The 20495-nt window shown below is 30.1% G+C and carries 17 protein-coding genes and 1 pseudogene; 4 read left to right on the forward strand and 14 right to left on the reverse strand.

Going from position 1 to position 20495, the window contains the following annotated elements:
• The 3 genes from ACLR9T_RS11425 to nagA all read right to left on the reverse strand — a co-directional run.
• On the reverse strand, positions 1-4675 hold a 4675-nt coding region (locus ACLR9T_RS11425; protein WP_413109649.1), incomplete at its 3' end, for a beta-N-acetylglucosaminidase domain-containing protein.
• Positions 4676-4841: 166 nt separating this feature from the next.
• A complete protein-coding gene (locus tag ACLR9T_RS11430) occupies positions 4842-5381 on the reverse strand; it encodes a hypothetical protein (RefSeq protein WP_413109650.1) in 540 nt (179 codons plus the stop codon).
• Positions 5368-6519: an N-acetylglucosamine-6-phosphate deacetylase gene (gene nagA, locus ACLR9T_RS11435; protein ID WP_413109651.1), complete on the reverse strand. Its 1152-nt coding sequence runs from the start codon at positions 6517-6519 to the stop codon at positions 5368-5370. The genes ACLR9T_RS11430 and nagA overlap by 14 nt, the downstream gene beginning before the upstream one ends.
• Before the next feature lie 237 nt (positions 6520-6756).
• Here nagA and ACLR9T_RS11440 point away from each other — a divergent pair, with 237 nt between their 5' ends.
• The 3 genes from ACLR9T_RS11440 to yajC are packed head-to-tail and all read left to right on the forward strand — an operon-like array spanning position 6757 to position 8669.
• Complete coding sequence (locus ACLR9T_RS11440; protein ID WP_413109652.1) at positions 6757-7944, forward strand: SIS domain-containing protein; 1188 nt, start codon at positions 6757-6759, stop codon at positions 7942-7944.
• A gap of 5 nt (positions 7945-7949) precedes the next feature.
• Positions 7950-8384, forward strand: coding sequence for a PTS galactosamine/N-acetylgalactosamine transporter subunit IIA (agaF, locus tag ACLR9T_RS11445; RefSeq protein WP_413109653.1), 435 nt, complete (start codon positions 7950-7952; stop codon positions 8382-8384).
• A 3-nt stretch (positions 8385-8387) separates the two neighbouring features.
• Positions 8388-8669: a preprotein translocase subunit YajC gene (gene yajC / locus ACLR9T_RS11450; protein WP_413109654.1), complete on the forward strand. Its 282-nt coding sequence runs from the start codon at positions 8388-8390 to the stop codon at positions 8667-8669.
• 96 nt (positions 8670-8765) lie between these two features.
• On the opposite strand, the gene ACLR9T_RS11455 is transcribed toward yajC, so the two are convergent.
• The 5 genes from ACLR9T_RS11455 to agaV all read right to left on the reverse strand — a co-directional run bounded on the left by ACLR9T_RS11455 (position 8766) and on the right by agaV (position 12447).
• On the reverse strand, positions 8766-9419 hold the full coding sequence (locus ACLR9T_RS11455) for an HAD family hydrolase (protein WP_413109655.1): 654 nt from the start codon (positions 9417-9419) through the stop codon (positions 8766-8768).
• A 23-nt stretch (positions 9420-9442) separates the two neighbouring features.
• On the reverse strand, positions 9443-10102 hold the full coding sequence (locus tag ACLR9T_RS11460) for a hypothetical protein (protein ID WP_413109656.1): 660 nt from the start codon (positions 10100-10102) through the stop codon (positions 9443-9445).
• Positions 10103-10197: 95 nt separating this feature from the next.
• Complete coding sequence (locus tag ACLR9T_RS11465) at positions 10198-11115, reverse strand: PTS system mannose/fructose/sorbose family transporter subunit IID (protein ID WP_413109657.1); 918 nt, start codon at positions 11113-11115, stop codon at positions 10198-10200.
• The gene (locus tag ACLR9T_RS11470; protein ID WP_413109658.1) at positions 11105-11926 is read right to left on the reverse strand and encodes a PTS mannose/fructose/sorbose/N-acetylgalactosamine transporter subunit IIC; all 822 of its coding nucleotides are present in this window, start codon (positions 11924-11926) and stop codon (positions 11105-11107) included. The genes ACLR9T_RS11465 and ACLR9T_RS11470 overlap by 11 nt, the downstream gene beginning before the upstream one ends.
• A gap of 44 nt (positions 11927-11970) precedes the next feature.
• Positions 11971-12447 (reverse strand): PTS N-acetylgalactosamine transporter subunit IIB, encoded by a 477-nt coding sequence (gene agaV, locus ACLR9T_RS11475; protein ID WP_413109659.1) that lies wholly within the window; start codon positions 12445-12447, stop codon positions 11971-11973.
• 1469 nt (positions 12448-13916) lie between these two features.
• Here agaV and ACLR9T_RS11480 point away from each other — a divergent pair.
• Positions 13917-14402, forward strand: coding sequence for a QueT transporter family protein (locus ACLR9T_RS11480; protein WP_413109660.1), 486 nt, complete (start codon positions 13917-13919; stop codon positions 14400-14402).
• A gap of 49 nt (positions 14403-14451) precedes the next feature.
• Here ACLR9T_RS11480 and ACLR9T_RS11485 read toward each other — a convergent pair whose 3' ends face one another.
• The 6 genes and pseudogenes from ACLR9T_RS11485 to ACLR9T_RS11510 all read right to left on the reverse strand — a co-directional run bounded on the left by ACLR9T_RS11485 (position 14452) and on the right by ACLR9T_RS11510 (position 20432).
• Positions 14452-14721 (reverse strand): DUF1905 domain-containing protein, encoded by a 270-nt coding sequence (locus ACLR9T_RS11485; RefSeq protein WP_413109661.1) that lies wholly within the window; start codon positions 14719-14721, stop codon positions 14452-14454.
• Between the two features lie 64 nt (positions 14722-14785).
• Positions 14786-17983 carry a carbamoyl-phosphate synthase large subunit gene (gene carB, locus ACLR9T_RS11490; RefSeq protein ID WP_413109662.1) on the reverse strand — a complete coding sequence of 1066 codons (3198 nt, stop codon included), beginning with the start codon at positions 17981-17983 and terminating at the stop codon, positions 14786-14788.
• A 1-nt stretch (position 17984) separates the two neighbouring features.
• Positions 17985-19055, reverse strand: a complete 1071-nt coding sequence (locus ACLR9T_RS11495; protein ID WP_413109663.1) for a carbamoyl phosphate synthase small subunit — start codon at positions 19053-19055, stop codon at positions 17985-17987.
• Positions 19056-19365: 310 nt separating this feature from the next.
• Positions 19366-19875 (reverse strand): annotated as a pseudogene (locus tag ACLR9T_RS11500) (IS3 family transposase); the annotation flags it as partial.
• Positions 19876-19893: 18 nt separating this feature from the next.
• On the reverse strand, positions 19894-20139 hold the full coding sequence (locus ACLR9T_RS11505) for an IS3 family transposase (protein WP_413109664.1): 246 nt from the start codon (positions 20137-20139) through the stop codon (positions 19894-19896).
• A gap of 125 nt (positions 20140-20264) precedes the next feature.
• On the reverse strand, positions 20265-20432 hold the full coding sequence (locus ACLR9T_RS11510) for a hypothetical protein (protein ID WP_413109665.1): 168 nt from the start codon (positions 20430-20432) through the stop codon (positions 20265-20267).
• Positions 20433-20495: the final 63 nt, after the last annotated feature.

A 20495-nucleotide genomic window follows, 5' to 3' on the forward strand; every position in this document is an offset into this window, starting at 1 on the left:
CTTGAGTTACTGCATTAGCCATATCAATTGCGATTGATAATGCTATTTTATTTGTCTCATTTACCTTTGGTTCTAAACCATCCTTAGCACTAGTTAGTTTATCTAGAGCTTTAGCAAATACATCAGGATGTACTAGAGATGTCTCATTATCCAAAAGCAACTGTTCAAGTTCAGTTTTAGCATCTACATAATTTTGCCATGATGCTGAAGTGTAGATATCTTCAGGCTTCTCAATTGAAGCAATAAAATCATTTTCACTTTCAATTGTAATAATAGCTTCTTCTTGATTGGATGGATTAAATACTAAACCATCACGAGCAAGATTAACATTATCAATTAATACTGAAACATCATTTTCTGATATATTATCAACATTTTGAATTGCATTTTTAACTGCGTTAATTGCTTTGTGATAAACTAACCAAGTAGATGTTGTGTAATTATTTTCATCAGTTAAAGCATTATCAATTAATTTTTGTAATTCTGTAATATCACCTTTTAATAATCTATTTTCAATTGCATTATTAATTGCTTGTACAGCATTATCAACTGTTGTTTGCGATACATAGCTACTTTCAAGCACCGCTTTACCAGCATTATATGCTATATTATATTCTCCTACAGATGGCGCAGTCCATGTTGATGTATTTTCTTTATTGTTAATTAATGATTGTAAATTATCTGTATTAACATTGTTAAATGTTGATTGATATGTTGATAATTCTGTAATATTTGGAATTACATCACCCCATTCAATTTTTACATCTAATAAAATTGTGTCTTCACTTAATACAAATTCATTAATTGCTTGACTTAAAGTCCCTAGATTAATCCACTGAGTCGTTCCGGTATTATCCAATACTCTAGCTTCCACACTAGCATTAGAAATAATAGCAGCATTTTGAATAATTTTTATAGTATTAACATTATTCTTAGTTGATAATGAATAATTTACATAACTATTTGCATCCTTAGGAATAAACATAGTTGAAATATCACTATCAGTCATATAGCTAAATAGACCATTTCTTGTTTCTTGAGTATTTGAAGTATATGTAGGATTATTAATAGACGGTATATATTCACCATCATTTATTTCTAATTCCTGGAATCTAACCCACTTATCTGCTCCAACTTTTGTTTTAGTAATTTCAAATTTCAAATAACGAGCTTTAACATTTAAGTCTGTTACTTTCTTAGTGTTATATGATATTTCATGATCTGGTAAAACAAATCCAATTTCATCAGTATTTTCAGCTTCACCAGGATTAACTTCACTCTGATTTCCTAAAGTCATAATATCAACCCAATTTTCTCCATCTGTAGACACAGAGAATTTACCATGACGAGGGTAATCCCACTCACTATCTGTACAGATAGCTTTGAACGAAGTCATATCAATTACTTGACCTAAATCATATACAAAGTATTTACCAACATTTTGTGAATTTTCATAAGCAGTAGCTGTTGTCCAATCTCCATCAAATACATTTAATGGATTTACTACTGAAAAATTAGTACTATTAATTTTCTTTTCGTTAACTTCAACTGTATTGACAACAAATTCATTGATATTAAAAGTAACACTTGTATCTTGATTATTAATAATTCTAATATAACGTGCATCTTTATAAATATCACCAGCTGTCACTGTTTCCCATTCGTAATTATTTTTCGAAACTTGAATAATTACATTATTAGTAGTTAAATCGCTAACAATGTTTTTAATTTCATGTATACGATCTAATTTTAATCCAATATACTCATCTTTTGCTAAAGTAATATCTTGAACTGGTGTAATATTAGCTATATCATCAAAATAATCAGCAGTTAGAGTGTTATATTCTCCAACATTAGTAAATACTTTACCATTGTGATAAACTTTTGCATTAACACTAAATTCTCTAATTGCAAACCAGTTATTTTGATTTTCAGTATTAACTAATCGAACGTATTGAGCAGTAATATTCTGATCTGATAAATCAGCTACCACATTAATTGTATTTTTATAAACATTACCAACATCAATCCAATCTTCTCCATTTAAAGAATATTGTAATTTGGCATTTTTCATATAATCGCTGTCACTATCATTACGTCCTTGAAGAATATTAATTTTTCCTAGGGTGATTGGTTTTGATAGCTTAACTCCAATATAATCACCAGGAATCATTGAATTAGTTGCATCAGGATAACCACTTTGTCTTACATTAAAGTGTACTAATGAATCTAAATTACCATCAATAATTTTATTTAATTCACTTTGACTAGCAATCCAACCATCTGGAGTATAAATTACTTCCTTAGTAAACTCTTCTTGTTGTACTGGTTGTGTAACAACTGTAAATTCACGCATTGCTGGCCATTTTCTACCACTACTAGTTTCGGTACAAATATAACGCACGGCAACTACATTTTCAATTTCTATATTAGATACATTTACTTCTGAAACATATTCCCCATATACTTCTTTATTTAGATCTTGAAATGTAGTTCCATCTGTTGAATATTGTAATTTAGCATACCCAAATGTATCTTGTGGTTTATCAGTAGTACCATTCAAGATATTAACACCATAAATGGTAGTTGGTTTACTTAAATCAACTTGGAAATACTGACCAGCTGTTTCATAACCATCATGCCATGCTGCAGTTGATTTATTTCCATCAACAATATCTTCAATTTTTCCAGAATACCAAGAAGTAATATTTGATGATGCACTAATAACTAAAGGCTGTTCTACTTCACCACCTGCTACATACTCATTAATTGGTCCTGATAATTTTTCTTGTAATGCTTGTACTAAAGGAATTAAATGAGTTGATCCAGGGCTAACCATCGCTGTACCATTTAATAACTTACGTACATGATTTTGACTATTAATTAAACTTGATGATGCATTAGAATATTTATTAAAAGCTGTAACCATATCATCTTTTTCAATTGCAATTGAAGATTCAGTAAAATCTTTGATTGCAGTAGTTAAATCTTTTAAAGAATTTGTAAAAGGTAACAACTCTTCTTTCAAGTTTTCATTTTTACTATTCGCATGAAAACCATCACATGCATCAATGATTATATTCATTTCATTAATCAATTGATTTCCAATCTCAATTATCGATTCATTATTAGCTAATTTATTTTTAAATTCATTAATCAATGGTTGTAACTCTTCTGACTCTGCCAAAACCAGACCATGTCCATTTGGTTCTGGATTAGACATATGTTTAGCTAACGTATGTAATTCCTCACTAGCTTCTTTATCTACATATTTAAATGCATCTTCCCAATTTTGATCATCATTAAAATCTTTAACATTCCATGAATAATCAGCTACTGCAAAAATTGCTACTTTAGAAGCTTCTGCCTCTTGCATAGGATTAGTTACTACACCATTTAAATCTTCAATATTGATATCCGTATGTAATAAACTACCTTTACCCATCATTAAACGACCACCATTAATATCATTAACTGGCCAGTTCAACCAAAATAACGGACTTCTTCTTTCTGATACACCTTCTGGAAGAAGATAAGTTTTAAAATGATCTAAAGTTTTTTGTTCAACTGGTTGGCATACTGCCTCTCCAGTCCAAAAAATTTGCACATCATCTGGAAATTCAGCATCGTAATCATTTAATTCAGAATAATTTCCTTGCCAAGAATGGTTATATCCTGCTGGACAAAATACTGAATCATAAACATCACCTTTAGCTTTAGCCCATTCAGATACACTATTCATCATTTGAATAACTACACTACGATCTAAACTACCAACATCATCACCTAATACCCCAAATTGACGTACACCAGCATCATATAATTGATCAAATTTATTAAGTAATGCTGCAATTTCTTCATCTGCTTTAGAAGCATTAAATCCCCCCATAAATGGATGTGCAGTCCATACAAAACGACACTTTGAATCAATTCCTACTTGTACCATTTCCTTAATATCATTAAGTTCTTCCTCAGGATATAATTCACGCCACAATTCTTTATGATATGAATCATCTTTTGGTGCAAATACATATGAAGTCATTTTGAAATCACCACCAAATTTCATTAATGACTTTCTATCTTCATTAGACCATGGAATACCATAATATCCTTCAATAAAACCACGAGTATTGGTATCAGCATAATCTTTGATTTCAAAATTACGAATTGTAGAACCATCCATTTGATTAAAAATATGTTTTAAAGAAGTAATACCATAAAATGCTCCATCAGTATCTTTTCCTAAAATAATTATTTCACCATTATTTGAAGCTACAAAATTTGCCCCAAATTTATCAAATAAACTTTCTTCAACATTATAATTGTTTTTTACATAGTTATCTACATATCCATTTGATTTATATGTACCAACTAAAATATTTGTTTTACCATCTACTTTTTGATTCGAAGTACTAATTTGTTTGTTTTTTGACTCTAATACTTCCGTCATTCTTTTTCTAGTTGGTTCATCAATTTCATCTTCAAATACCACATTTACCTGCGAACGAATAACATAATCATTACTATTATAAGTTAATTCGTGTGGAGTTGGATAAATTTCATACTCTATTTCTTTAGCTTCAACCTTAATACTTGGTGAAACTAAAAACAGGGTACTAAATACTACCAACAGTGCTAATGAAGACTTTAAAGCCTTGTCCCAAAATTTTGTCATTTTTTCTCCTCCATAAAATTTTATAAATGAATTATTAAAATCAAAAGACCGACATACAGTAAAAAAGCTGTATATCGGTCTTGCCTAATTAAATAGTAACAATCCATTTACTTAGAAAGTTTATCATAATAAACATTATAATGTCAATAAAAGGTTTGTAAACTTTTTATTTCATTTTAATCAATGCAATTACATTTATAACTGCACAATAACTAGCTGCAACACATAAAAGTATACTAATAACTATTATAGCTATATCGGCTTTCATCATCAATGCATTAGCAATAATTAAGATTGCAAAAGCACAATACAAGACAGCTCTTAAAAGGACTTTTCTTGGTTCGTTAGATTCGATAGTTGCTTTTAACATCGTTTGACGCTTTTCACGATCAAACTTTTTAGCTTCCCTTAACCCTCGCAAAAACATAAATCTATAATATCCTTCTACAAGGACACAAGCTACAATTCCAACAGCTACTGCTTGGATCCAATTACTAAAATATTCACTAAATAATATTACAGCAATCGCAACTAGAAAAAAACGATTTTTTAATAAATAAAACTTATTTTCTACTTTAGTATCAATTATATATCCTTTTTTCGTTAAAGCATCATAAAACACAGTTTGTCCATGATTATCTAAATATATATTTCTGCCTGTAATATTTTTACTATTATTATTTTTGTTACTTTTATTTTGTACCATTAATCATTTCCTTTCCTTTACAATAAGTTTGTATTACTTCATAATCTTTATCTAAAACAACCAAATCACCATCATACCCTACTCCGATTGCACCTTTACGATCATCTACTTTTAAACATTTAGCAGGATTAATCGTACATGAGTTAATTGCTGTATTAATAGGTACTAAAGCTTCCTCGATTAGAATTCTTAAACCTTGGTTTAATTTCAAAGTAGAACCAGCTAAGCCACCTGTACTTGTTAAGTGAGCACTTCCGTCTTCATAAATTTCTATTTCATTTCCTCCAAAAATAAATTTAGAGCCCGCAGGAGAACCTTTAGCCATTAAAGCATCTGATACCATAATACTGTAATTTGGCCCCTTAGAAGTAAAATAATTATTTAACGCAGCCAAAGTAGAATGATTACCATCACAAATAATTTCTCCATACATATTTCTAATTCGATAAGCACCACCGACCAATCCATTAGCACGATGATTAAATGCTGTCATCCCATTATATACATGAGTCATTGAACGAGCTCCATATCCGTAAGCTCTAACTGCTTGTTCATAAGTAGCAGCGGAATGTCCAATACTAACAACAACTCCATTTTCTACACAATATCTAGTAAGAGCAAAATCTTCATCTGTTTCAGTCGCCATGGTAATATATTTAATCAATCCATTAGCTGCTTCCTGATATCTTTTAAATTGTTCAATTGTTGGTTTAACAATGTATTGTTCTGGTTGGGCACCTTTATAAACCATATCAAGATAAGGACCCTCAAAATGAATTCCTAAAACCTCTGCCCCTTCATAACCATCTTTTACTACCTTAGCAACATTAGCCACTGCATTTGTTAAGACTTCTTCGCTTTGCGTAATTGTTGTAGGAAGTAAAGCCGTAACCCCTTCATTAACAATATTCTTTAACCAATATCTTAACCCTTCTTCTTCAGCATCATTTGTATCAAATCCATAGGCTCCATGACAATGTACATCAATAAATCCTGGTAATACCCAATTATTGCCATAATCTTTATCAACAGCTTTTTCATTATAATCATAAATACCAGTAATCTTTCCATCTACAACTTCAACTTGTCCAGAAACAAATTGATCTGCTAACCAAATCTTTTTACTTTGAATAATCATCTTATATTTCCTCCTATTTAAGCTTTGAAGTTCTTAACTTCAAATTTATTTTTTTAACAATTCTATTATATCACTTTATTTATTATTTTTTAGTTTAAATGGTAAATATTTTAATAATTAATAAATTTTGTAATTTTCAACAAACTAATTATCACTTTTAGTTTAACTATTGTTTATTTGAATTTGCTTGATATAATGTGAATTGTAGACAATATAGAAAAGAAAAGGAGAAGAAAAATGACAAAAACTATTTTCGATATTAATGAGACTCAAATGAGTGAAACAAAAAGTACTTACACTTTAACTGAAATTTACCAACAACCTGCTACTTGGAAAAAAACTTGTCAACAAGTAGCTTCAATGAAAGATGAATTAAAAGCTTTTATTGATCAAGTAATTACACAAGATGATTTTGATGTTATTCTAACAGGAGCTGGAACTAGTGAATTCGTAGGAAATACATTATTTTCATATTTAAACAAAAAATTAAATTATAAAGCTAAATCATACGGAACTACAGATTTAGTAGCTACACCAGAAAACTACTTATCTAGAACTAAACCAACTTTATTAATTAGTTTCGGTAGATCTGGTAACTCACCAGAATCAGTTGGAGCTATTGATGTAGCTGAAGAAGTATGTGATAACTTATATCATTTATTTGTAACATGTAATAAAAATGGTGCTTTATCTAAAAAAGCAGCTGATAGCGATAATTGCTTTGCAATTAATTTAACTGATGAAACTCATGACCAATCATTTGCAATGACATCAAGTTTCTCAAATATGTATTTAGCAACTTTCTTAGCTTTCAATTTGGATAATCTAGATGAATCTATTGCTAAAGTAGAAAAAATTGCTACTGCTGGTCAAAACTTCTTAGATAATCAATATACTATGGCTAAAGACATCGTTGATGGATATAACTTTAAACGTATCGTATACCTTGGAAGTAATGCTTTAAAAGGAATCTCTCAAGAATCTGCATTAAAAATGTTAGAATTAACTGCTGGTGAAGTTGTTACTATGTATGATACTCCATTAGGATTCAGACATGGTCCTAAATCAATTGTTGATGATGACACTTTAACAGTTGTATATATTAGTGATAATGAATATTCTCGCCAATACGAAATTGATTTAATCAAAGAAATGAGCGGTCAAAGAAAAGGAAACAAAATCGTTGCTGTAATGAATGGTGAATGTGAAGAAATTAAAGAATTAGTAGATTATGTAATTACATTTGACATTGACGGTAAATTTGATAATATATTATTAGGTTTTGATTACATCATTGCTGCTCAAGTAATTGCTGTATTAAAATCATTATCTATGGGTAAAACACCTGATAACCCTTGTCCAACAGGAGAAGTAAACCGTGTTGTTAAGGGAGTAACATTATATCCATATAGTAAAGGAGAATAGAAAAGATGTTGGGATTAATTGTAACAGGTCATGGGAATTTTGCTACAGGATTACAATCTTCATTAAGATTAATTGCTGGCGAAAAAGAAAACATGTGTTTTGTTGATTTTGAAGAAAAGGATAGTGTTGATGATTTAGCAGGTAAATTATCTACTGCTATCGATTCATTAGCTAATGTTGATGGAATCTTATTCTTATGTGATTTAACTGGTGGTTCACCATTTAAAACTGCTGTAGAACTTTCTGTAAAAAATGATAAACAAATGGAAGTTATTGGTGGCGCAAATCTACCAATGGTGATAGAATTATCTATGGCCAAAGAATTTGTTGATTCATTAGAAACATTAACTAATATGGCCATCTCTACGGGTAAAGACAGCATTGTTAAATTTGCTTTCACTGCCCATAAAGAAGATAATAACGATGAGGATGGAATCTAAAGAATGAATTGGGAAGTTATTTTATGGACTTGTATAACTGTCAGTGTTTTGCTTCTTATTTGTGGAATTATATTTATAATAATTTCAAGTATTAATATGAAGAAACGCCGTAAAATAGTTGGTGAAGTTCACACTACATTAAAAGTAGGAAGCAAAGTAATTTTTGCAGGTGGTCTTTATGGTCGGATTGTAAAAATTTCAAAAGATGATACAATTGATGTAGAGATTAGTAAAGGAAATATTGTAAGAGCTTCAAGATACAGTATCCAAAGTATTGAAAAATAAAATTTACTAATTATAGCTTATAAAAACAGGGATAGTTCCCTGTTTTTATTTACAAAAAAAAGGAAATGATTCTCAGTCACTTCCAAAACCATAACATCATAAATATTTACTATAATCGAATTCAGTAAAATTGGTAATACAATGATCTGCACCATAATTAGATAACTTATCAAAATCTTCACCAATTCCAACAACTAGACCCGCACCAACTTCTTTGGCAAATTCAATTCCAGTTTTACTATCTTCAAAAATAATACATTCTTCAATATTAACATGCAAAATTTTTGCAGCGTCATTAAACATACTGATTTTATTTATATGACTCCCATCATCATAAATAATTTTATTAATATCAAACCATTTATCTAATTCAAATGTTTTGATAAAAAAGTCGATATTATCTTTAATCGATGCACTTGCAATAGTAAAAGGAATTCCATTATCTTTTAAATAATCAAAACATTTAACTGCACCACTCATTAAATGTAATTTATCAGGATTTTCTAAACAAATATCGCGATACACTTTTTCTTTATATTTTGAATAATATATACTATCTGTTTCTTTCATATCCGGTTGAATACAGTACAAAATCTCTTTATTATTTTTGCCATGCATTCTAACTCTTAATTCCTCATTCAAATCTTTACCCGTTATTTCTTTAGTCACTCTTTGCCAGGCAATATTATGAAATGGTGTATCATAGAATAACGTTCCATTAAAATCAAAAATTACTCCTTTATATTTCATCTTATTCTCCTAAAAGGAACAAACTATTCCTTGTTTATTTCTAATTTTTTAATATGCTCTTTTGAAAAAGAAACATATTTTTCTTTTGGATTAAAACAAACTATTGCATTTTGAAAATATGTAATAGCACGTTTATTATCACCTAATCTTTCATATTGAATTGCTATCATATACAAAATGACACCTAAAGAAAAGCCATAAAATTTTTTTGAATCAATTTGTTTATCCATTTCTTCAGTTAAATCATTACGTTTGTTGATCATTACTTCATAAGCCTGCTGATTATATTTTTTAAAATTTTCATCTTCATATTTATTGATTTCATTTAGCAAAATATCTGCATATTTTTTATTCTCTTTAAGTATAAATATATGATAATACAATACAATAAAGGCCTTTTTATCTTCAGGATTCTTATAATCAGTTTTTAAAATATGTATTAACATTTCATCAAACTTCTCAATATTTTTATCAAGATAATAAGCTTTAATTTTATATAAATCACATGTATAATCTCCTAAAACTCGTCTAGAAAATGGCATATCAGACATCTTTTCAGTTAATGAGTAATCTTTTTTCATAATTGAACTATCTAAGTTACTAAGTAAAAATTTTTTGACTATTTGTACAATAAAGAATCCAAGGAATAAAATAAATATAACAGCCATAGTAATTGAATTCATATCAATCGTTCACTCCTTTTGTTATTTAAAATAAAGGGTTACGATCCAATCGAACCATAACCCCTAACATTCTATTTAATATTAAAATTAAATTTTTATTCTGTAGCTTCAGGAATTTCATACCATTCAACAAGTGGAGTATATCCTCCAGGAATAGTATTACCTTTATCATCTTGAGCTTTAGAATCTCCAGCAAAAATACCAAATGCACATCCAACGATACCTACAACTAGGATCAATATAATACATTTTACTGGAGTCCATCCTTTTTTAATTAAAGTATAGATTCCTAAAGTAATTAATAATGGTATTAATTTTGGTAAAATACCATCTAATAAACTTTGAATATCAATAACTTTAGCACCTTGGCTAACAACTATACGTAAACTAGTACTTCCATAAGCAGCAATTAATCCACCTACAACGAAAATACCTAAGATACTTGCTGCACGAGTAAATTCTTTTGCATTAGAAGTAAGCATAGTAACAGCTTTTGTTCCTAAACCATAAGACCAATGCATTAACCACCAACGAATTGCAAATTGCACAACATTGAAAATAATTAAGAATAAGATTGCTCCAAGAATAGAACCATCCATAGCAATATTCGATGTTAAACCACCAGCAATTGGTACTAATGTCATCCAGAACAATGCATCACCGATACCACCTAATGGACCAGCTGCAGAGATACGTACTGAACGAATAGTGCTTGTTTCAGCTTTATTTTGTTCTAATGATAAAACGATCCCCATAACAAATGTTACTAAGAATGGGTGAGTATTTAAAAAGTCTAAGTTATGAGCCATAGAAGCTTTTAAATCTTCTTTATTAGTATGAATTTTTTGAAGACCTGGTAACATTCCCCATAACCATCCACAGGCTTGCATTCTTTCATAGTTGAATGATGCTTGTAAGAAACATGACATCCATACCATTTTATTTAAAGTTTTCTTATCCAACTGAGGAGCTGGAGTTAAATCTTGATATCTTTCAGGAATATTATATGCCATCTGACTCACCTCCTGTATTAGTTCCTACACTATTTTTAATTCTAGTATGAATTAGATAATCATAGATTGCAATTGCAACACCTACGAATGCACATAATAACAATGTTGCACCGTCTGTTGCTGGATTTAATTTACAGATAAGTGCCATAGCGAAACCTGCAAGTAAGAATCCCCACATTTCTCCTGACATCATAACTTTCATTAAGATTGCAAATCCTACAAATTTCATAGCTGCACCAGCTGCATCTAATCCACCCATTACCCATGAATATTCAAATGATAAATCTTTTAAAGTTGTTCCTAATGCAGAACCACCATATAAACCAGCTACAGCTAATATACCAAATAAAGTTCCTAAAATACCCATTTCAATAAAGTTGATGTTACGGATACCTTTAACATCAGCATTAGCTGCACATTCATCAGCCTTAGCCATCATACCAGACATGATTGTGAATGTTAATGTTACAGCGTATTGACCGAATACTGCAAATGGAATAGCTAATCCCATTGCTGCCCCTACACCATCAGCAGTTGCTTCCATATTTAAAGAAACTGCGAAAACTGTTGCCATAATTCCACCTAAAATTGCATTTGGAGGTTGTGCTCCACCAATTGGCATACTACCAATTTGAATTAACTGATATGCCCCCCCAACAACAACACCTAATTGGAAATCACCTAAGATTGCTCCAATGATAGGACATGTTACGATTGGTTGATACAACGATTCCAAGAAACTGAATTGGTCAATACCCATGATAAATGCAACAATAAAAACCAATAAAGCTTGGATAATATTTACATCCATGTTCGTTCTCCTTTCAAATATCTGTTAATACAGATTCCCTTTTCCTATTTAAATAATTTTTCGATGTTTTCAGTAGGTGTATCTGGAACACGTTTAATTTCCAGTTCAACTCCTAAATCCATCAATTTCTTAAAGGCTGCTACATCAGCATCATTTACTGCAACAGATGTAGCTACTTGACGTTTTCCATCAGCCATATGCATGTTACCAATATTTACCTTCTTAATTGGTACTCCACCTTCGACTAGACGTAAAACATCGTGAGGGTTATCACAAATGATAAAAATCATTTGACGATCCGATGCCTTATGAATCGTATTGATCGTTTTTTCAATTGTCCAATAGCGAGTTTGAGCATAGCTAGGTGCTGCCATGTCCATTAACCCTTGTCTAAAAGTATCTTCTGCAACTTTATCATTGGCAACTAATAATAAGTTAGCTCCGATAACACCAGACCATTGAGTAGCCACTTGTCCATGAATCAAACGTTCATCGATTCTTGTTAGAACTATATTAGGCATATAAATTCCTCCCTTCGCTAGACCTAATTGTAAGCCCTTTAATCTTACAACTTATATTTTAACAATATCTGTTGAACTAGTCTTTGTACTTTTTATTTATGTTTTTATCTTTTTAAACATTTCAACTTGTATAAATCCTTAAAACATTAAATATTTTATATAAATACATATAATATTTTTACAAAAGACTAATTTTTAACATAGTACTGTTAAAAAGTGTATGATATAAAAGACTGTTTCACCAACAAGTTAATTATAATATTTTTTTAACAAAATTCATATAGAAAACATAAACTTTTTTTATTTTTTATGAACTTTTTATGAACTTTTATTAAATTTGTTATATCCCTAAGCTAATTTATTAATAAAAACAAATAAATTTACTATTATAATATTATAATTACATCACATATATATTATCCTAATAATAATTTAATACCTCTTTTCTATTATTCTTTATAATATCGGCATCATTTAATATACTCTAAATATCATATCCATCTAATTCCAACAACTCTATTTTAATATATCAATAAAAAGCTATTAACATCATATCTATAAATAGTGTCATCTGTCCATCATCCTCTTTTCAAAAAATGGATAATATTAAAGTTTTTTTGAAAATCAAAATCTTTTTTCTCCAACTACCCATATGTGAGTTTTGAAAATTTAAAAAATGTTGGTATCAACAGCTACTTTAGCGAAAATGATTCGATAACACTATTTTTCACACAAAATTTTAGGAATATTGATCCCATTAAATATTGGCCTCTTAATCAAATATGTGAAATAGAAAAACCAATATACGAAACAAACATAGAAACTTTTACTCTTATAAAAATACAATCTATGTTTGGATGTTCATATATGTAATGTGTGTTATTCAACTTGTTATGACATTAACGTCAAATGTAAAAAGAAAACCTGTCAATATGCATGTTCTAATGCTAAAAACAGCTTGATTGAGTATTATCAAATATTAGAAACCAAACCTGAATTAATTGATAGCTTAACTCATTATTATATTAATAAATTTGATGAATAACTTATCAAGTAAATTATTCTCAATTAAAATATGCCATGTAAATTTCAAAATTTGGGATAAAAAAATTTTGAAATAACATAAATAAAGGAAAGTAAATATACATTTACCTTAGAAATAGAACTATACCAAAAAAAGTTCTAATAAGAGCAAATAACTGTTACTGTTATGTTTCCACAATGACAGTACAATTTTTTTACCTGCTTATTCACCTAAATAAGCAATCTGAAGTTAACTAAAATCATTTTATATTCTTATCATTATACTTCATCATAATTTGATTTATGAATATTCATATTTTTCATTAAGATAAATTAATATAATTATTTTAAATCTCTAGTTATTTAGTTTAAAATCATATATAATATTCTTGTTTTCAATGAGGTGACATATAAGTGAAAATAGTATAACGAAAGGAATAAATATAATGAACAAAAATATCTCAGTAAAACTAATTGCAATCAATGCAATGATTGCAAGTATTTATGCTGTACTCACTTTAGCAATCTCACCTATCGCATATTCAGAAATTCAATTTAGATTATCTGAAATAATGGTCTTTCTAGCTTTTTACAATAAAAAATATATTCCTGGTTTAACAATCGGATGTATTATTGCAAACCTGTTTTCGCCAATGGGATTACTTGACGTAATCTTTGGAACAACTAGTACAATAATAGTATGTATATTTATGTACATAATTAAAAATCGTTATCTAGCAGCTACAGTTGGAGCACTAACAACAGGTATAATTATCGGTGGTGAGCTTTGGTATGCTTACCAAATTCCCTATTTAATCAATGCTTTATATGTTGCAATTGGTGAATTAATTGTTCTGATCATAGGAGCATTAGTATTTAAAATCCTAGAAAATAATAAAAGATTTATGAATATCTTAATAGATCGAATATAAAAAAGCTTATATGTATTGGAAATTAGACAATACATGATAAGCTTTTTTATTATTTTCTTTCTTGAATCGTAACATGCACTATATCACCTGGCTGCTTGTTTATCAACTTACGGATATCTTTACGTAATCCAATAATATGATTTGGTGTTTTCATTTTCACCAGAATCCCATGATATTCAACTCCATCAAAAGTTGCTGTCACTTTAACTCGTCCTTGATCGAATTCCTTTTTTACATCAAAAGGAAAATCAACATATGCACCATCTATATCAGGTACTTTTTTGATAATTGCATCAAATTCATAAATCTTTACATTCACTTTATCACTCCTAGTGGAATTATTGATTAATTAAAAATAATTTAATCAATCGTTTCTTTTTAAATTATTTTAATTTTGTAATATCAATAAGTGAGACATCTCCTTTATGACGTTTTTCTAAACTAGTAATCAATGCTTGCGCTGTATCTAATGATGTAAAAATCGGAATTCCTGCTTCAACCGCAAATCGTCTAATTAAGAAACCATCTTTAAGATTGTCATTTCTAGTTGGAATATCAATAACTAAATCAACCGTATCTGTCAACATTAAATCAAATAAGGTATTACTTTTAGCATTGATTCGATTTACTAAGCTGACAGGTACATCATGTTCTTTTAAGAAGTTATATGTTCCTTCAGTTGCATATAAATCATAACCAAACATATAATACTGTTTAGCAATCGGTAAGAACTCATCTTTAGCTGAATCTTTGATCGTACAAATAATATTCTTTTTCTTTGGTAAATTTATTCCACTACCGATAAATGCTTTATAAATTGCCTCATCATAATCCGTTGAAATTCCAAGCACCTCTCCTGTTGATTTCATCTCTGGACCAAGGCTAATTTCAGCACCTTTAATTTTTTCAAAAGAAAATACTGGCATTTTAATTGCAATAGTTTCCTTTTCTGGTGCTAACCCATAATCATATCCTTGTTCTTTAATAGTTTTTCCCATTATAACATGCGTCGCAACATCAACAACTGGTATATCTGTTACTTTCGAAATATAAGGAATCGTTCTACTAGAACGTGGATTTACCTCAATTACATATACTTGATCTTCATAAACAATAAATTGGATATTAATTAAACCAATGACATTTAAAGCCTTAGCTAAACGTGATGTATATTCAACAATAGTATCTTTAACATGCTGCTTGATCTTTTGAGTTGGGTAAACAGAGATACTATCTCCTGAATGAACACCAGCTCGTTCAACATGCTCCATAATTCCTGGAATCAAAATGCCATTTTTATCACAGATTGCATCTACTTCTACTTCTTTACCAGCCAAATACTTATCAATCAAGATTGGATGTTCTTGAAATTGACGATTAATGATTTTCATGAATTTTTTAACATCCCCATCGTTTAAACAAATTTCCATTCCCGCTCCACCTAATACATATGAAGGACGAACTAAAACTGGATATTTTAAACGATTAGCCACTTCGATTGCTTCTTCTACAGTAAAGACTGTTGAACCACGAGGACGATCAATTCCACATTTTTCAAGAATTTCATCAAATCTTTCACGATCTTCAGCAGCATCAACATCATCAGCTGATGTACCTAAGATCTTAACTCCCATTTCCATTAATGCTTTAGTCAATTTAATTGCTGTTTGACCACCAAATTGAACAATTGCACCATCTGGTTTTTCAATATTAACAATATTTTCAACATCTTCGGGGGTTAATGGCTCAAAGTATAACCGATCAGCAATATCAAAATCAGTACTTACTGTCTCAGGATTATTATTAACAATAATAGTGTCATAACCAGCTTCTTTTAAAGCCCAAACACAATGAACTGAACAATAATCAAACTCGATTCCTTGGCCAATTCTAATCGGTCCTGATCCTAAAACCATAATTTTCTTTTTATCATCAGCAGGGTCAACTTCATTAACACCACCATGAACAGAATAATAATATGGTGTTGTAGCATCAAATTCAGCTGCACACGTATCAACTACTTTATAGACAGCTATAATATCATTTTCTTTACACATATTCTTGATATCTGCTTCATTTTTACCAGTTAATAAAGCAATGATTCGATTAGGAAATTCTAAACGTTTGGCTTTTCTTAATAACTCTACACTCAATTCATTATTTTTAAGTTCTGTTTCTACTTCAATTAAATGTTTTATTTTATCAATAAACCATAAATCGATCTTAGTAATATCATGAATTTCTGCTTCGCTAATACCTTGTCGTAAGGCTTCAGCTACCGCAAAAATTCTTTGATCATCAACATCCTTTAATTTCTTTCGTAGATAATCAACATCTTTATTAGCAAGCTCATCTAAATGTAAATAGTATAAATTTTGTTCCAATGAGCGAATCGCTTTCATCAAAGCCCCCTCAAAGTTATTACAAATACTCATAACTTCTCCAGTCGCTTTCATTTGTGTTCCTAATTCCCTTGAAGCATCAACGAATTTATCGAATGGCCATTTAGGAATTTTACATACAATATAATCTAGGGTTGGTTCATATGAAGCATATGTTTTACCGGTTACGGCATTTACAATTTCATCTAAAGTATATCCTAAAGCAATTTTAGCTGCTAACTTAGCAATCGGATATCCCGTTGCTTTACTAGCTAAGGCCGAAGACCGACTAACTCGAGGATTTACTTCAATAACACAATATTCAAAACTATCAGGATTTAAGGCATATTGAACATTGCAGCCTCCTTGAATATCAAGCGCCGTGATAATGTTTAAGGCTGATGTTCTTAACATTTGATACTCTTTATCTGATAATGTTTGACTTGGTGCTACCACGATACTGTCACCTGTATGTACCCCAACAGGATCTAGGTTTTCCATATTACATACCGTAATGCAATTACCAGCTCCATCGCGCATTACTTCATATTCAATTTCTTTCCATCCAGAAATACATCTTTCAATCAAGCATTGACTCACTCGAGATAATCTTAACCCGTTTGAGCAAATATCATGTAATTCCGTTTCATCATAAGCAATTCCCCCTCCAGTACCACCTAGCGTATAAGCTGGACGAACTACTACAGGATAACCTATTTTTTTAGCAAATTCTAAAGCATCATCAACATGATTTACTACTAGCGAAGCAGCACAAGGCTCATTAATATTTTCCATTAATGTCTTAAATTCTAGACGATCTTCCGCTAACTTAATTGTATTTGTCGATGTTCCAATCGTACGAATATTATGCTTTTCTAAAAACCCTTCATCAGCCAAAGCCATTGCAATATTCAAAGCATTTTGACCACCTAATGTTGGTAAAATACTATCTGGCTGTTCTTTAATAATTAAACTTTTTACAACTGGAACTGTTAACGGTTCAATATAAACCTTATCAGCAATATCTTTATCAGTCATGATCGTCGCAGGATTAGAATTGATCAAAACTACTTCAAGGCCTTCTTCTTTTAATGCCCGACAAGCCTGAGTTCCAGCATAATCAAATTCAGCTGCTTGACCAATGATGATTGGTCCTGAACCAATTACTAATACTTTTTTTATTCTACTATCTTTTGGCATTCTATTTTCCCTCCATCATTTTTGTAAATTCCTCAAATAAAGCATCTGTATCTAATGGACCAGCACATGCTTCTGGGTGAAATTGTACTGTTTTAATATTTTCTTTTAAATAAATAACTCCTTCAATTGTCTTATCATTTACATTAATAAACCATGGTTTGGCTATTGTTGGGTCAATCGAATCTTCTTTAATCACAAAATTATGATTTTGAGTTGAAATATAAACACGACCAGTTTCTAAATCTTTAACTGGATGATTAGCACCATGATGACCATACTTCATTTTTTCAGTTTTAAAACTATGCGCTAAAGCCATTAACTGATGTCCTAAACAAATCGCAAAAATCGGTGTTCCACTTTTTGCCATTAATTTGATTTCTTCAATAATTTGAACATTTTCTTCAGGATCTCCCGGACCATTAGAAAGCATGATTCCATCATATTTTTCATTTAAAATTACAGATGCTGAAGTGCTAGCTGGATAAACCGTAACTTGACACCCTCGTTTAGCTAAGCTTTTAGCAATATTAGCTTTAGCCCCATAATCCAATAAAGCAACTCTTTTATTTCCTTCACCAATCGTATAAGCTTCTTTACATGTTGTTTGTTCAACAACACCAGTTACTTTAAATTCATGAATCTTTTTTAACACTTCATCTAAATCATCATATTTAGTTGTTGTAATCATACCATTCATACAACCTTTGGTTCTAATAATCTTTGTAAGATCACGTGTATCAATTCCTTGAATTCCTGCAATATCATGCTGTTTCAAATAATCTTCCAAATCAATATTTTTTCTAAAATTACTTCCTAATCGCGCTAACTCATTAACAACAAAACCCTCTACTTGTGGTCGACTAGATTCCTGGTCTTCTAAACATACTCCATAATTTCCAATTAACGGATATGTCATCACAACTGACTGACCTGCATAAGAAGGATCTGTTAGCACTTCTAAATACCCTGTCATCGAAGTATTAAATACGAATTCACTAACTACTTCTTTTATTGCACCAATACTTGTTCCTTCAAATATACTGCCATCTTCTAAAATTAAGTATGCTTTCATCACTTATCCTCCTTAATTACTATAAAAAAACATATCAATAAAAACTGATATGTTTAACAACAATAAAAATATAAAAACAAGGCACTCTGAGATACTTTTTTTGTTATTTTATACATTCGCATATGCCTCATCCTTTCTTTTCTCGTATAGTATAATAGATAAAAGAAGATTATTCAAGATATTTTTTTATTATTATGTATATATTTTATTGTAATAATATTTTTAATCTATTAAAATAATATATTTCGATTTTTAATAATAAAAAAACAGTTGAAATGAAGCGAACCCATAAAGTTGGACACAGTAAGTATTAACATACTTGACTGATTAAGGATTGATTCCTATATTGCATAGGAGTGAATCCTTTTAATTTTGTTGTAATTCTCTGTGTATTATAATATTCGATATATTCTTCCATGGCAATCTGTAATTCATCTAAGGTTTTAAATTCGTATTCATGTCCATAAAACATTTCTCGTTTCATAATTCCAAAGAAGTTTTCCATTGGTGAGTTATCAAGACAGTTGCCTTTTTGTGACATGGATTGAATAATTCCTTGATCTTTTAATGCTTTATGATACGGTTGCATTTGATATTGCCATCCCTGATTCAAGTGAAAAATCAGTCCTTTTAAGTTTTTATGTATTTTAAAAGCGTCATTAAGCATTTCTTGTGTTTGTTTATAGTTAGGGTTGTTTGATATACTGAATATTATGATTTCACGGCTATGCATATCTAATATCAGCGACAGATATAGCTTACTGGCAGCGATATGAAATTCGGATATATCGGTTGTCCATTTCTCATTACACTTTGTAGTTGTAAAATCTCTTCCGTATTATGTCTTATGATTTTCTTCATCTGCTATTTTGTTTAACAGCTGCCTTTTCACAGTGCCATTCATATCACCTTTATAGGATTTATATTTCGCTTTTGGTGTAATCCCATATAACCCTATACGCTTCATCAATCGCTTTACCTTTTTGTGATCGATATGGAATCCTTTATTAATAAGGTATAAAGTGATTCTGCGGTATCCATAACGTTCCTTATGGGTATAAAAGATATCAATGATAGTATTCATCACTTCATCGTTCTCTGCATCCTTGTCAACTTTAGAAACAGTATAGTAATATGTTGATTTTGGTATCTTAGATATTTTAAGAAGAATCTTTAAAGGATACTTCAGCCATAATTCAAAGACAATATTTACTCTTTCTTTGATTGTCGATTCTTTCGTGCTTGAACTACGGCTCGTAATTTTTTTAAGTATTCATTTTCCGCTTCTAAATATTGAATACGCTCCACGTTAAATTTAACCTTTTCTTTATCATCCATTTCATCATAAGGTTTGATAATTTCATTTTTCTTTGTCATAGCAGGTGTTTGTTAATGTCAATATAAAATTCACCAAAAGTGTTAGTTTAACTTTCACCAGTT

It is taken from the genome of Thomasclavelia sp. (assembly GCF_047249845.1).
Taxonomy (GTDB): domain Bacteria; phylum Bacillota_I; class Bacilli_A; order Erysipelotrichales; family Coprobacillaceae; genus Thomasclavelia.

What these genes read in the sequence shown, in the direction of transcription:
- carB (WP_413109662.1), bottom strand. Translation starts at nt 17,983, where the DNA reads ATGCCAAAAGATAGTAGAATAAAAAAAGTATTAGTAATTGGTTCAGGA.
- yajC (WP_413109654.1), top strand. Translation starts at nt 8,388, where the DNA reads ATGAATTGGGAAGTTATTTTATGGACTTGTATAACTGTCAGTGTTTTG.
- agaV (WP_413109659.1), bottom strand. Translation starts at nt 12,447, where the DNA reads ATGCCTAATATAGTTCTAACAAGAATCGATGAACGTTTGATTCATGGA.
- ACLR9T_RS11430 (WP_413109650.1), bottom strand. Translation starts at nt 5,381, where the DNA reads ATGGTACAAAATAAAAGTAACAAAAATAATAATAGTAAAAATATTACA.
- ACLR9T_RS11480 (WP_413109660.1), top strand. Translation starts at nt 13,917, where the DNA reads ATGAACAAAAATATCTCAGTAAAACTAATTGCAATCAATGCAATGATT.
- ACLR9T_RS11440 (WP_413109652.1), top strand. Translation starts at nt 6,757, where the DNA reads ATGACAAAAACTATTTTCGATATTAATGAGACTCAAATGAGTGAAACA.
- agaF (WP_413109653.1), top strand. Translation starts at nt 7,950, where the DNA reads ATGTTGGGATTAATTGTAACAGGTCATGGGAATTTTGCTACAGGATTA.
- ACLR9T_RS11460 (WP_413109656.1), bottom strand. Translation starts at nt 10,102, where the DNA reads ATGAATTCAATTACTATGGCTGTTATATTTATTTTATTCCTTGGATTC.
- ACLR9T_RS11505 (WP_413109664.1), bottom strand. Translation starts at nt 20,139, where the DNA reads ATGAATACTATCATTGATATCTTTTATACCCATAAGGAACGTTATGGA.
- ACLR9T_RS11510 (WP_413109665.1), bottom strand. Translation starts at nt 20,432, where the DNA reads ATGACAAAGAAAAATGAAATTATCAAACCTTATGATGAAATGGATGAT.
- nagA (WP_413109651.1), bottom strand. Translation starts at nt 6,519, where the DNA reads ATGATTATTCAAAGTAAAAAGATTTGGTTAGCAGATCAATTTGTTTCT.
- ACLR9T_RS11495 (WP_413109663.1), bottom strand. Translation starts at nt 19,055, where the DNA reads ATGAAAGCATACTTAATTTTAGAAGATGGCAGTATATTTGAAGGAACA.
- ACLR9T_RS11455 (WP_413109655.1), bottom strand. Translation starts at nt 9,419, where the DNA reads ATGAAATATAAAGGAGTAATTTTTGATTTTAATGGAACGTTATTCTAT.
- ACLR9T_RS11470 (WP_413109658.1), bottom strand. Translation starts at nt 11,926, where the DNA reads ATGGATGTAAATATTATCCAAGCTTTATTGGTTTTTATTGTTGCATTT.
- ACLR9T_RS11465 (WP_413109657.1), bottom strand. Translation starts at nt 11,115, where the DNA reads ATGGCATATAATATTCCTGAAAGATATCAAGATTTAACTCCAGCTCCT.